General features: G+C 74.9%; 12 protein-coding genes and 1 riboswitch. Of the genes, 5 read left to right on the plus strand and 7 right to left on the minus strand.

Annotated elements, in window-relative coordinates; all coding sequences use genetic code 11:
* Positions 1-40: 40 nt before the first annotated feature.
* The 4 genes from pknB to thiO form a co-directional block, all read right to left on the minus strand.
* Positions 41-1,816, minus strand: coding sequence for a Stk1 family PASTA domain-containing Ser/Thr kinase (gene pknB / locus ACIGZJ_RS02045; protein ID WP_396455740.1), 1,776 nt, complete (start codon positions 1,814-1,816; stop codon positions 41-43).
* A 108-nt stretch (positions 1,817-1,924) separates the two neighbouring features.
* Positions 1,925-2,743, minus strand: a complete 819-nt coding sequence (locus ACIGZJ_RS02050) for a thiazole synthase (RefSeq protein WP_396455474.1) — start codon at positions 2,741-2,743, stop codon at positions 1,925-1,927.
* A 3-nt stretch (positions 2,744-2,746) separates the two neighbouring features.
* Positions 2,747-2,956, minus strand: coding sequence for a sulfur carrier protein ThiS (gene thiS / locus ACIGZJ_RS02055; RefSeq protein ID WP_396455475.1), 210 nt, complete (start codon positions 2,954-2,956; stop codon positions 2,747-2,749).
* Positions 2,953-4,083 (minus strand): glycine oxidase ThiO, encoded by a 1,131-nt coding sequence (gene thiO / locus ACIGZJ_RS02060; protein WP_396455741.1) that lies wholly within the window; start codon positions 4,081-4,083, stop codon positions 2,953-2,955. The genes thiS and thiO overlap by 4 nt, the downstream gene beginning before the upstream one ends.
* A gap of 32 nt (positions 4,084-4,115) precedes the next feature.
* A riboswitch (TPP riboswitch) is annotated at positions 4,116-4,228 on the minus strand.
* 120 nt (positions 4,229-4,348) lie between these two features.
* On the opposite strand from thiO, the gene ACIGZJ_RS02065 reads away from it, so the two are divergent.
* From ACIGZJ_RS02065 to thiE, 3 genes are read left to right on the plus strand one after another with little or no spacing between them, the layout of a single operon-like run.
* Positions 4,349-5,545, plus strand: coding sequence for an NAD(P)/FAD-dependent oxidoreductase (locus ACIGZJ_RS02065; protein WP_396455476.1), 1,197 nt, complete (start codon positions 4,349-4,351; stop codon positions 5,543-5,545).
* A 52-nt stretch (positions 5,546-5,597) separates the two neighbouring features.
* Positions 5,598-5,963 carry an Rv2175c family DNA-binding protein gene (locus ACIGZJ_RS02070; RefSeq protein WP_396455477.1) on the plus strand — a complete coding sequence of 122 codons (366 nt, stop codon included), beginning with the start codon at positions 5,598-5,600 and terminating at the stop codon, positions 5,961-5,963.
* Positions 5,963-6,610, plus strand: coding sequence for a thiamine phosphate synthase (gene thiE / locus ACIGZJ_RS02075; protein ID WP_392927678.1), 648 nt, complete (start codon positions 5,963-5,965; stop codon positions 6,608-6,610). Before ACIGZJ_RS02070 ends, thiE begins: the two co-directional genes overlap by 1 nt.
* 27 nt (positions 6,611-6,637) lie before the next feature.
* On the opposite strand, the gene ACIGZJ_RS02080 is transcribed toward thiE, so the two are convergent.
* On the minus strand, positions 6,638-7,744 hold the full coding sequence (locus tag ACIGZJ_RS02080; RefSeq protein WP_396455478.1) for a polyprenyl synthetase family protein: 1,107 nt from the start codon (positions 7,742-7,744) through the stop codon (positions 6,638-6,640).
* Between the two features lie 196 nt (positions 7,745-7,940).
* On the opposite strand from ACIGZJ_RS02080, the gene metF reads away from it, so the two are divergent.
* Both metF and ACIGZJ_RS02090 read left to right on the plus strand, forming a co-directional pair.
* Positions 7,941-8,855 carry a methylenetetrahydrofolate reductase [NAD(P)H] gene (metF, locus tag ACIGZJ_RS02085; protein WP_396455479.1) on the plus strand — a complete coding sequence of 305 codons (915 nt, stop codon included), beginning with the start codon at positions 7,941-7,943 and terminating at the stop codon, positions 8,853-8,855.
* Between the two features lie 134 nt (positions 8,856-8,989).
* Positions 8,990-9,877 carry a hypothetical protein gene (locus tag ACIGZJ_RS02090; RefSeq protein WP_396455480.1) on the plus strand — a complete coding sequence of 296 codons (888 nt, stop codon included), beginning with the start codon at positions 8,990-8,992 and terminating at the stop codon, positions 9,875-9,877.
* 21 nt (positions 9,878-9,898) lie between these two features.
* Here the strand turns inward: ACIGZJ_RS02090 and ACIGZJ_RS02095 are convergent, their stop codons facing one another.
* Complete coding sequence (locus ACIGZJ_RS02095) at positions 9,899-11,377, minus strand: phytoene desaturase family protein (protein WP_396455481.1); 1,479 nt, start codon at positions 11,375-11,377, stop codon at positions 9,899-9,901.
* 11 nt (positions 11,378-11,388) lie between these two features.
* Entirely contained in the window at positions 11,389-12,012 is a 624-nt protein-coding gene (locus ACIGZJ_RS02100; protein ID WP_392927686.1) for a DUF4126 domain-containing protein, read from the minus strand.
* Positions 12,013-12,183: the final 171 nt, after the last annotated feature.

The raw sequence follows: 12,183 nt of genomic DNA on the forward strand, positions 1-12,183 counted from the left end.
TCCACGCTACGCCCGGGCCCGGCACCCCGCCGGACAGCCCCTAGAGGAACGGGAAGGTCACCGTCACCACGGTGCGCTGCGGCCGGCGTTCGCCCGCCGCGGGGGACTGGCTGGAGACCTTGCCGGTGCCGAACAGGTTGACGCCGCTGCTCTGCATCGAGAACCCGGCGGCCTGCAGGGCCTTGGCCGCGTCGTCCTTGGACATCCCGGTGACGTCCGGGACGGGCACCATGCCCTTGCTGACCACCAGCGCGACCGCCGTGTTCTCCGGCACCTGCGCCCCGGCGACGGGTGAGCTGCTGATCACCGAACCCTCCGGCACGGTGTCGTGGTAGGTCTCGGTGGTGGCGCCGGTGGACAGTTGGGCGCCGGCCAGCAGGGACGCGGCCTGGTCGGCCGGCTTGCCGGTGACGTCCGGTACGGCGATCCGCTTCGGCCCCCGGGAGACGGTCACGGTGACGGCGTCGCTCTTGCGGGCCCGGGTGCCGACCCCCGGATCGGTGGAGATCACCTGCCCGGCCGGCACGCTCTCGCTGTACACCTCGGTGAACCGCCCGTGCATGCCCGCGCCGTCCAGGATCCGCTGCGCCTCGGCGCGGTCCTTGCCCAGTACGCCGGGCACCGCCGCGTACAGCGCCCCGGAGAGCGCGTAGGTGGTGCCGCCGACCAGCAGCACCAGCGCGGCCAGCACGGAGACCCAGATCAGCGGCTTGCGCGGCAGCCGGCGCAGCGGGCCCGCCGCGCGGCGGGGGGTGCGCACCGGCGCCGGCTCGTCGTACGGGCGCGGCTCGGTGAGCAGCTGCTCCATCAGCTCCGGCGGCACGTCCAGCACGCTGGTGCGCTCGGTGGGCGGCCGGACCGCCGCGCCCGGCTGGATCACCGAGGTCGGCTCGCTGGTCGGGAACCGCGGGCTGGGCCGGGTGGAGGCGGGCGGCTCGGCGTCCAGCTGGGCTGCGGTGAGCGTGCGGCGGACCCGCTGGAGGGCGGCCAACAGCTCGACCGCGTCGTACGGGCGGGCCTGCGGGTCGCGCGCACAGGCGCCGGCCACTATCGCGTCCAGCTCGGGGACGACCCCGGGCACGGTGAGCGAGGGCGCGGGCACGTCCTCGTTCAGATGGCGGTACATGACCTGGACGGGGTTCTCGCCGGTGTGCGGACGCCGGCCGGTGAGCATCTCGTACAGCAGGATGCCGGCCGCGTAGACGTCGACCCGCTGGTCGGTGTCGGCGCCGGGGCGGATCTGCTCGGGGGCGAGGTAGGAGACCGTGCCGAGCACCGTGCCGGTGGTGTCGGTGGCGGAGGTGACGGCGCCGTCGGCGGTGTTCAGCACCCGGACCAGGCCGAAGTCGGCGACCTTGACCAGGCCGTCGTCGGTGATCAGCACGTTCTCCGGCTTGACGTCCCGGTGGACCAGCCCGGCCCGGTGGGCGGCGCCGACGGCGGCCAGCACCGGCTCCAGGATGTCCAGGGCGGCCCGGATGGAGAGCGCGCCGCGGTCGCGCAGCAGGTCGCGCAGGGTGCGGCCGGGTACGTACTCCATGGCGAGGAAAACGTTTCCGCGGTCGGCGCCCTGGTCGAAGACGTTGACCACGTTGGGGTGCGCGAGCCGGGCGACCGCCTTGGCCTCGCGGATGAACCGGCTGGTGAAACCGTCGTCCCCGGCGAGCGAGGGGTGCATCACCTTGAGCGCCACGACCCGGTCGAGCCGGGTGTCGGTGCCCCGGTAGACGGTGGACATCCCGCCGGTCGCGATGCGCTGCTCGACCCGGTACCGGTTGTCGAGCAGGGTACCGATCAGGGGGTCGTGCAATGCCATGTCCACCCGGCGAGTGTAGTGGCGCGGCCGGGCAAGGGCCCCGGGAGACACCGTCCCCGGGGGCTCTGTGCCCGGCTTGTGACACGTCCGACCTGCCGGGTGGGAGGGTCAGAAGGCGGGGCGCTCCCGGGTGTCCAGGTCGGCCCGGCCGGCCATCGCCGAGGAGGCCTCGGCGTGGAAGCGGCGCGGGATCCGGCCCGCCCGGTACGCGAGGCGCCCGGCCTCGGCGGCGTGGCGCATCGCGTCGGCCATCAGCACCGGGTCCTGAGCGCGCGTCACCGCCGAGGCGAGCATCACCGCGGAGCAGCCCAGCTCCATCGCCAGGGCCACGTCCGAGGCGGTCCCGGCGCCCGCGTCCAGGATCACCGGGACGCCGGCGCCCTCCACGATCAGCTGGAAGTTGTGCGGGTTGCGGATGCCGAGGCCGGAGCCGATCGGGGAGCCCAGCGGCATGATCGCCGCGCAGCCGACGTCCTCCAGCTTGCGGGCCAGCACCGGGTCGTCGTTGGTGTAGGGCAGGACGGTGAAGCCGTCGTCGACCAGGGTCTCGGCGGCGTCCAGCAGCTCGATCGGGTCCGGCAGCAGGGTGCGCTCGTCGGCGATCACCTCCAGCTTGACCCAGTCGGTGCCGAGCGCCTCGCGGGCCAGCCGGGCCGTCAGCACGGCCTCGCCGGCGGTGAAGCAGCCGGCCGTGTTGGGCAGGATGCGGATGCCGTTGCGGGTGAGCACGTCCAGGACCGAGCCCTGGGTGGTGGCGTCGACCCGGCGCATCGCGACGGTGGTCAGCTCGGTGCCGGAGACCCGCAGGGCCTGCTCCAGGACCTCCAGGCTGGGGGCGCCGCCGGTGCCCATGATCAGGCGGGAGCCGAAGGCGGTGCCGGCGATCGTCAGGGTGTCCAAGGCATTGCCGAGGCGGGTGCCGGTCATCGCTCAGCCCCCCTGGACGGCGGTGAGGATCTCGACCCGGTCGCCCGCCGAGAGCTGCGTGATCGGCCACGAACCACGGGGCACCACGGCTTCGTTGAGTGCGGCGGCGACGCCGGAGTTGGCCTGGCTGAGGGCGGCCACCACCTCGGCGAGGGTGGTCGCGGCGGGCACCTGGCGGGGCTCGCCGTTGACGGTGAGTTCGATCTCGCTCATGCGGGGACCTTCGTGGTGAAGCGGGTGGGGGAGAACGGTTCGGCGAGCTCGGGCATCGTGCCGGTGGCCAGGTACTCGGCGACCAGGTCGGCCGTCACCGGGGTGAGCAGGACGCCGTTGCGGTAGTGCCCGGTGGCGGCGACCAGGCCGGGCAGTGCGGTCGGACCGATCAGCGGCGCGTTGTCCGGCGAGCCCGGGCGCAGGCCGGCGGAGGTCTCCACCAGCGGCAGCTCGGTGATGCCGGGCACCAGCTCGTGGGCGTCGCGCAGCAGCTCGTACACCCCGCCGGCGGTGACGGTGGTGTCGTAGCCCTGCTCCTCGCTGGTCGCGCCGATCACCAGCTCGCCGTCCTCGCGCGGCACCAGGTAGAGGTGTTGGCCGCGGACCACCGCGCGGACGTTGCGGGAGAGGAACGGGCGGTAGGGCGCGGGGACGCGCAGCCGCAGGATCTGGCCCTTGACCGGGCGGATCGCGGGCAGCACGCCCTCGGGCAGACCGGGCAGCAGATGGCTGTGGGGGCCGGCGGCGAGCACCGTCCGGTCGGCGGTCACCGTCTCGCCGGTGCTCAGCCGGGCACCGACCGCCCGGTCGCCCTCGACCAGCAGCTCGACCGCCTCGGCACGGTGGACGGCGACGCCCGCGGCCTCGCCGGCCCGCAGCAGCGCCGTCAGCAGCCGGCGGCCGTCCACCTGGTGGTCGTCGGTGACGTGCAGGCCGCCGCGGACCCCGGGGGCCAGCATGGGTTCGAGCCTGCGGGCCTCGCGGCCGGTCAGCCAGTGCGAGTCCAGGCCGAGCCGCCGGTGGAAGGCGTGCAGCTCGCGGAGCTCCTCGCGGTCGTCGGAGTCGAGGGCGACGGCGATGGTGCCGCACCGGCGGTAACCGGTGTCCTCGCCGCCGCTCGCCTCGGTGAGCTCGGCCGCGAAGGCGGCGTACCGCTCGTTGGAGGCCATCCCGAGGCGCAGCAGCGGCTCCTCGCCGTACTGGAGTTCGGTGACCGGTGCGAGCATGCCCGCCGCGACCCGGGCGGCGCCGCCGCCGGGGTGCGGGTCGACCACGACGATCCTGCGCAGTCCGCGCTGTGCCGCCCGCCAGGCGACGGCGAGGCCGATGACGCCCCCGCCGATCATCAGGACGTCGGCGTGGGTACCCGGAGCCGAGCGTGTCAAGGTCGCGCTCTCCCTTCGCCGGAATGACCCGGATCAGGTTCGGACGGTCGCGGGCCGTGCCAGCCCGCCTCTCAGCCCGGTTCGCCGGGCTCCCGTGATGGTGCCCCCACCTTAACTCCGGGGGTTGCCGCCACCGAAGGCGCGTACGAACGGTGGACGGCGCCCGCACCCCGGGCCCGTCCGGGGGCCCGCCCGGGCGTCCGGGACGGCTGAGTACAGTGACGGCGTGGGAGAGCTGAGCGGGACGGATCGGGTGGTTGTCGTCGGCGCCGGGCTGGCCGGGGCGCAGTGCGCCGCGGGGCTGCGGCGGGGCGGCTGGCAGGGGCGGATCACCCTGGTCGGCGAGGAGGCGCACGCGCCGTACGACCGGCCGCCGCTCTCCAAGGAGGTGCTGCTCGGCAAGGCCGACGCCACCACCCTCGACATCGACCTCCCACACCTGGGCGTCGAGCTGCTCACCGGCCGCCGCGCCACCGGCCTCACCCCCGGCACGCTGCACACCGACGGCGGCGATCTGCCGTACGACGCCCTGGTGATCGCCACCGGGGCCGCCCCGCGCGCCCTGCCCGGCGCCGAGCGAGCCCATCTGCTGCACACCCTGGACGACGCGCTGGCGCTGCGCGCCCTGCTCCGGCCCGGCCTGCGCCTGGTGCTGGTCGGGGCGGGCTGGATCGGCGCCGAGGTGGCCACCGCCGCCCGGACGGCCGGCTGCGAGGTCACCGTGGTCGAGACGGGCCCGGCGCCGGTGCCCGCCGCGCTGCCCGTCGAGATCGGCCGGGCGATGGCCGCCTGGTACGCCGAGGCCGGGGTCGGGCTGCGCTGCGGCGTCGGCGTCGCGGCCGTGGAGCCCGGCGCGGTCCTGCTGGAGGACGGCTCGCACCTGCCCGCCGACGAGGTCGTGGTCGGGATCGGGGCCCGCCCGGCGACCGGCTGGCTGGCCGGCTCCGGGGTCGCACTGGACGCCGCAGGCGCCGTCCTGGTGGACGAGCGGCTGCGCACCGGCCTGCCCGGGGTCTTCGCCGCGGGGGACTGCGTCAGCTACCCGTCGGCGCGCTCCGGCGCCCGGCTGGCCGTCCGGCACTGGGACCACGCGCTGCAGTCCGGCGAGGCGGCGGCCGCCTCCGTGCTCGGCTCGGACGCGCCGTACGACCCGGTGCCGTACTTCTGGTCGGAGCAGTTCGGCCGGATGGTGCAGTACGCCGGACAGCACGGCGAGGGCGACGAGATCGTCCGCCGCGGCTCCCCGCAGGACCCGACCTGGGCGGTGCTCTGGCTGCGCGACGGCGTGCTGCGCGCCCTGCTCACGGTGGACCGCCCGCGCGACCTGACCCAGGGGCGGCGGCTGATCGAGCGCGGCACGGCACTGGACGCGGCCCGCGCGGCGGACCCCGCCGTACCGCTGAAGTCGGCCGTCGCGGGGTAGTGCGGACGGCCGTTTGGTGCGCGGCGGGCCGCGGAGGTGGCAGTCTGGTGGCGTGAGTGAGATCGAAAGCAAGATTGAATCCCTGGTCACCGAGTGGATGTACCTGCCCGACATCTCGGAGCAGTGGGGGGTCCGGGTCACCGAGGTGCGCGACCTGGTCAAGAGCGGCGGCCTGATCGCCGTCCGGCGCGGCCCCAACAAGTCGCTCCAGGTGCCGGCCGCGTTCATCGACGGCGCCGGGCTGGTCAAGCACCTGTCCGGCACCCTGACGGTGCTGCGCGACTGCGGGTACAACGACGTGGAGATCCTGGAGTGGCTCTTCACCGAGGACCCGTCGCTGCCCGGCAGCCCGATCCAGGCGCTGCAGGAGAACCGCGGCACCGAGGTGAAGCGCCGCGCCCAGGCGATGCTGATCTGATGGCGGCGGACACCCTGCGCCGGCGGGTCGCCGACGCCCGGCTCTACCTCTGCACCGACGCCCGTCGCGAGCAGGGCGACCTGGAGCAGTTCCTCGACGCGGCGCTGTCCGGCGGGGTGGACATCGTCCAGCTGCGGGACAAGGGCCTGGAGGCCAGGCAGGAGCTCGCGGCGCTGGAGGTCTTCGCCGACGCCTGCCGCCGGCACGGCCGGCTGCTCTCCGTCAACGACCGCGCCGACGTCGCGCACGCGGCCCGCCCCGAGGTGCTGCACCTCGGGCAGGACGACCTGCCGGTGTCGGCCGCCCGGGCGATCCTCGGCGAGGACGTGGTCATCGGACGGTCCTGCCACGCCGAGTCCGAGGTGGACGCGGCGATCGCCGAGCCCGGCGTGGACTACTTCTGCACCGGCCCGGTCTGGCCCACCCCGACCAAGCCGGGCCGCCACGCGCCGGGCCTCGGCCTGGTCTCGTACGCGGCGCGGCAGACCACCGACCGGCCGTGGTTCGCCATCGGCGGCATCGACCTGGGCAACCTCGACGAGGTGCTGGCGGCCGGGGCGAGCCGGGTCGTGGTGGTGCGCGCGATCACCGGCGCGGACGACCCGCAGGCGGCCGCCGCCGAGCTGTCCCGGCGGCTGCGGGCCTGACCGCCCGGCCGCCGCCGACCGCAGGGCCTAGTACTTGCGGACGGTGGCGGCCTCGGCCAGTGCCAGCAGGGCGGCGCGGGCCCGCTCGTCCGCCAGCGGCGCGGCGGCCAGCGCGGCCAGCGACTGGCGCATCAGCTCCTCGATCCGCCGCTCCACCTTCTCGGCCGCGCCGCTGCGCTCCACCAGGGCGCGCAGCCCGGCGACCTCCTCGGGCGCCAGGTCCGGCGCGCCGAGCCGCTCGTCCAGGTGGCGGGCGTCGGCGGCGGGCAGGGCGCGCATCGCGTGCGCGACCAGCAGCGTGCGCTTGCCCTCGCGCAGGTCGTCCCCGGCCGGCTTGCCGGTGACCGCCGGGTCGCCGAAGACGCCCAGCAGGTCGTCGCGGAGCTGGAACGCCTCGCCCAGCGGCAGGCCGAACGCCGAGTACGCCTCGACCAGCTCCGGTCCGCCCCCGGCCAGCAGCGCCCCGACCTGCAGCGGGCGCTCGATCGTGTACTTCGCCGACTTGTAGTGCAGGACGGTCTGCGCCCGCTCCAGGGCGCCCTCGTCGGTGGAGTCGCCCGCGACCGGCTCCAGCACGTCCAGGTACTGGCCGACCATGACCTCGGTGCGCATCAGGTCGAAAACCGGCTTGGCGGCCAGCACCGCGGCCGGCTCCAGGCCCGAGCGCAGGAACAGCTCGTCGCACCAGATCAGCAGCAGGTCGCCGAGCAGCACCGCCGCCGAGGCGCCGTACTGCTCGCGGTCGCCGCGCCAGCCGCTCTCCCGGTGCAGCGCCTCGAAGCGGCGGTGGACGGAGGGCAGGCCGCGCCGGGTGTCGCTGCGGTCCATCAGGTCGTCGTGCACCAGGGCGCTCGCCTGGAGCAGCTCCAGGGCGGCCGCCGCGTGTGCGATCCCGTCGTTTTCGGACGGTCCGCCGGCGCCGCGCCAGCCCCAGTAGCAGAAGGCCGGGCGCAGCCGCTTGCCGCCGTCCAGCAGGAAGTCGCGCAGCGCGTCGGCGGCGGGCGCGAGCTGCGGGGAGATCTTCCCCAGCAGGGCCGACTGGCCGTCCATGAACCCGGCGAGGGCGGCGTTGACGCGGGCCCGCACGTCCTCCAGGTCAATGGGGTTGGCCGGCCGGTTGCTGGACGAGGTCACGATGAGGCTCCGGGGGTCGCTGGGATGCGGCAAGCCTAGCCGGGCGGCCGGGAACAGCCGTACGGACGGCGGTCCGGCGCGGGCTCCGGCGGGCCTCCGACGGGTGTTCGAACAGAAGCGGAACCCCGTCCACCAGGTGTCTCAATCCGTGGACCCGAGTTGTCCGTGTCCAGCGCGGCACGGCTAACCTGCCAGCATGGCACTCGGTATCGCTTCCACCAGACCAGACCGCGCGCTGACGGTTCGCGAGCTCCTGGCGGCCGGCAAGCGGTCCTTCTCCTTCGAGTTCATGCCCCCGCGCACCGAGGTCGGCGAGCAGCGGCTGTGGGACGCCATCCGGCGGCTCGAACCGCTCGACCCCAACTTCGTCTGCATGACGTACGGCGCGGGCGGCTCCTCGCGCGAGCGCACGGTCAACATCGTCGGCCGGATCGCCACCGAGACCACGCTGACCCCGGTCGCCCACCTCACGGCGGTGGACCACTCGATCGCCGAGCTGCGCAACATCATCGGCCAGTACGCCGACCAGGGGGTGCGCAACGTCCTCGCGGTGCGGGGGGACCCGCCCGGCGACCCGATGGGCGAGTGGATCAGCCACCCGCAGGGCGTCACGTACGCGTACGAGCTGGTCGAGCTGATCAAGGGCATCGGCGACTTCTGCGTGGGTGTCGCGGCCTCGCCCAACATGCACCCGCGCTCGACCGACTGGGACGAGGACATCCGCCACTTCGTCGCGAAGATCCGGTCCGGGGCCGACTACGCGATCACCCAGATGTTCTTCGAGGTCGACGACTACCTGAGGCTGCGCGACCGGGTCGCGGCGGCCGGCTGCGAGACGCCGATCATCCCGGAGATCATGCCGGTCACCAACGCCAAGCAGCTGGACCGGTTCCCCCAGCTGAGCGGGGCGGCCTTCCCCGCCGAGCTGGAGTCCCGGCTGCGGGCCGTGGTCGACGACCCGGCGGCGCTGCGCGAGGTCGGCATGGAGCACGCCACCGCGATGTCCGAGCGCCTCCTCGCCGAGGGCGCACCCGGGCTGCACTTCATCACGCTCAACCACTCGACGGCGACGCTGGAGATCTACCAGAACCTCGGCCTGCACCAGCGCTGAGCCGTCCGTACGCGGCCTGCCCGGCTCCCGCCGGAGCCGGGCGGGAACGCGATGCGGTGCCCGGGGCGTTGAACCGGTACAGTCGCCGCACACGCGCGGCGGGCGCGGGCACGCGACTCGGAGGTAGCGGGCGGATGGGCATCGGATACCTGCTGCTGTACGGCGCGTTGGCGGTGGTGGCGCTCTGGCTGGTGGCCGAGCTGCTGCTGCAGAACCGGGCCCCGCTGCACTGGCGGGCCCTCGCCCTGGCCGGCTTCCTCGGGGTGGCCGGGGGCATGGCGCTCGGCTCCGTCGTGGTGATCGGCGCGGGCGCGGCGATGTTCGCGGTCGGCCAGGTCTTCGTCACCCTCTCCGTGAAGCGCGGCTACGGGTCCGGCTGGTCGCTGCGCAAGCCGGACGGAACCCTGCCCGGCCCGCTCGCCAAGGTCCCGCTGCTCGGCGCCCTGACCGGCGGGGCGGCGGCCGTGGCGGCCGCCGCGGTGGCGGCGGACCGGATCGGCGAGGTCAGCGCGGTCGAGGAGGCCGTGGTGGCCGCTCCCGTCGCGGTCGCGGAGGACGTCCCGGCCGTCGAGCAGACCGCCGCCTTCCAGATGCAGGAGCTCACCCAGGACGGCGTCTACGCCGCCGGGTACTACGAGCAGCAGCAGCCCGCCCAGGACGCTTACGCCGGGGCCTACCAGTCCGGCTACGACATCCAGCAGCAGCCTCAGCCGGACGCCTTCGGCTACGAGCAGCAGCAACAGCAGCAGCAGTGGCAGGGCCAGCAGCAGCCGGCCTTCGCCTACGACCAGGGCTACGGCGGCTACCAGCAGCAGCCCCAGCAGGATCCGTACGGCGGCTACGCCCCGCAGCAGGACCAGTACGGCGGCTACCAGCAGCAGGCCCAGCCGGACGCGTACGGCTACGAGCAGCAGCAACAGCAGCCGGAACAGCAGCAGTGGCAGCCCGAGCAGGGCATCCCCGCACAGCCGACCTACGACTACGGCTACCAGCAGCAGCCCACCTGGCAGCAGCAGGGCTGACCGGCCCGCGCCGGGCCTGCCTTACGCGGGCCCGATCAGGTTGGCCGCGATGCAGGCGGACATGCCGACCCGGGCCAGGCCGCCGCCGGGGTGGGCGGTGCCGCCGATCAGATAGCGGCCCGGGGCCGGCTCGTTGGCCGCCTGGAGGTACCCGCCGTGCAGGCCGGCCAGGGCGGGGCGGGGGACGGAGCCGCGCCAGGCGCCCGTCTCGCGCTCGGTGTCGGCGGGGGTGCGGACGACCCGCCACAGGATCCGGTCCCGCAGCGGGATCCCGGCGGCCTCCACGGCGGCGACCATCCGGTCGGCGCAGCGCTCGCCGACGGCCGGGTCGGACCAGTCGGTGCCGGTGGTCCCCACCGTGGCGGTGAGGACGACGCTCTCGTGCGCACCGTCCGGCCGCAGCGACGGATCGTCAGGACGCATGACCTGTACGGTCGGACGGTCCGCCGGGGGGAGGCCGTCGAAGACCGCGGCCGCCTCGGCGGCGGGGTCGGCGGCGTGCACCACCGTCCGGTGCGCGGTACCGGCCGGCCGGGCGCCGCGCAGGGCGAGCAGCACGCAGAGCCGGCCGGGCGGCGGCGCCTCCCCGTGCGGCTGCGGGCCGGTGCCGGAGATGCCGGTGATGCCCGAGGTCCGGGCGTCGGCGGCCGAGACGACCACGTCGGCGGGCAGCTCCCCGCCCTTCGCCAACCGGACACCCACCGCGCGCCCCCCGTCGACCAGCACCTCCTCGACCGGGCTCTCGAAGCGGAACGCCACCCCGCGCTGCTCGCACCGGCGGTACACCGCGTCGGCCAGCGCGCGGATGCCGCCGCCGACGTACCAGACGCCGAAGGACTGCTCCATGTACGGCAGCACCGTCGCGCTCGCCGGAGCGGTCCGCGGATCGAGGCCGAAGCGCAGGGCGTGCTCGTGCAGCAGGGCGGTGAGCCCGGGGTGGCCGCCGAGCTCGCGGGCGGCCACGTCGGCGAGGGTCCAGGGCGCGCGGCGCAGCCGGGCCAGGCCCCTGCGGGGCGGGGCGGGGTAGGGATCGGTGTGGAGCGGCGTCGGGTCGGCGGGGAGGGGCTCCTCCAGCAGCGGGCGCCGGGTGGCCTCCCACACCGTCCGGCCGTGGTTCATCACCTCGCTCCAGCGTGCGCCCGAGCCGGGGCCGAACGCGCCGTCCAGCGCCTGGATCACACCGCCGCGGGAGGCGTTGGGCAGCAGCAGGCCGGTGCCGTCGGGGAACAGGTGCCGGCTCTCCGGATCGACCGGGGTCAGCTCGACCAGCTCCTCCAGCGGCTCCCGGCCGGTCTTCAGCGCCAGGTCGCGGTAGACCGCGGGGAGGGTGAGCAGACCGGGGCCGGTGTCGAACGCGAAGCCGTCGCGCTCGTACCGGCCGACCATGCCGCCGTAGGTGACGCCCGCCTCGCAGACCGTGACCCGGTGTCCGAGGGTGGCCAGCCGGGAGGCCGCCGCGAGCCCGCTCATTCCTGCGCCGATGATGACGATCCGTGCCATGGCACCCGATCCTATGGCGCGTAAGCCCCCTGCTCCGGACGGGTGCCCGCCGCGCGGGCGGCCCGGCGCTCGCGGCGGCGGGCCCGGAACCGGCGGATCCGGCTGATCGCGAACCAGACCAGCAGCAGCCCGACGGCCAGCAGCACCGCGGAGATCGAGGCGGCCAGCCAGGGGTGGAAGATCGCCAGGGTCACCAGGGCGGCGACCGAGACGTCCTCGGCCAGGCTGACCGCGATGTTGCTGGCCGGCTCGGGCGAGGTGTTCACCGCCATCCGCAGCGAGGCCTTCACCAGATGGCTGACCAGCGCCGTGGTGCCGCCCATCGCGCCCGCCGCGACCTCGCCGAGCGAGCCGGGGTCGGCACTGGCCAGCAGCGCGCCGACGGTGGCGCCCGCGATCGGGCGGATCACGGTGTGGACGGTGTCCCAGAGCGAGTCCACGTAGGGGATCTTGTCGGCCACCGCCTCCAGCAGGAACAGCACGCCGGCGGCGATCAGCACGTCGGTGCGCTCCAGCGCGGCCGGCACCGACTCCGCGTCGGCGAAGCGGCCCAGCAGGCCGAGCAGCAGCACCACGGCGTACGCGTTGATCCCGCTGGCCAGCCCGCTGGTGAAGATCAGCGGAAGGATCGACATCGGTCCCCTCCTTGCAGTGCCGACCGGTCCGCCCGGCCTCGCCGTACCGTACCGGGACGCGCGGCGGGCGCCGCCCGGTTCCCGGCCCCGTCCTGGAGTCGGGGGGCATCGGGGGGAACTGAGTACGGATACTCAGAAACGCGGTTGAGTACGTCAACGGATGGCCTCCGA

The sequence above is a fragment of the Kitasatospora sp. NPDC052868 genome (genome assembly GCF_044547105.1).
GTDB lineage: Bacteria > Actinomycetota > Actinomycetes > Streptomycetales > Streptomycetaceae > Kitasatospora.

Excerpts from the sequence above, each read along its gene's own strand:
- ACIGZJ_RS02050 (WP_396455474.1), bottom strand. The coding sequence starts at position 2,743 with ATGACCGGCACCCGCCTCGGCAATGCCTTGGACACCCTGACGATCGCC.
- ACIGZJ_RS02090 (WP_396455480.1), top strand. The coding sequence starts at position 8,990 with ATGGGCATCGGATACCTGCTGCTGTACGGCGCGTTGGCGGTGGTGGCG.
- thiE (WP_392927678.1), top strand. The coding sequence starts at position 5,963 with ATGGCGGCGGACACCCTGCGCCGGCGGGTCGCCGACGCCCGGCTCTAC.
- thiO (WP_396455741.1), bottom strand. The coding sequence starts at position 4,083 with ATGATCGGCGGGGGCGTCATCGGCCTCGCCGTCGCCTGGCGGGCGGCA.
- metF (WP_396455479.1), top strand. The coding sequence starts at position 7,941 with ATGGCACTCGGTATCGCTTCCACCAGACCAGACCGCGCGCTGACGGTT.
- ACIGZJ_RS02095 (WP_396455481.1), bottom strand. The coding sequence starts at position 11,377 with ATGGCACGGATCGTCATCATCGGCGCAGGAATGAGCGGGCTCGCGGCG.
- pknB (WP_396455740.1), bottom strand. The coding sequence starts at position 1,816 with ATGGCATTGCACGACCCCCTGATCGGTACCCTGCTCGACAACCGGTAC.
- thiS (WP_396455475.1), bottom strand. The coding sequence starts at position 2,956 with ATGAGCGAGATCGAACTCACCGTCAACGGCGAGCCCCGCCAGGTGCCC.
- ACIGZJ_RS02100 (WP_392927686.1), bottom strand. The coding sequence starts at position 12,012 with ATGTCGATCCTTCCGCTGATCTTCACCAGCGGGCTGGCCAGCGGGATC.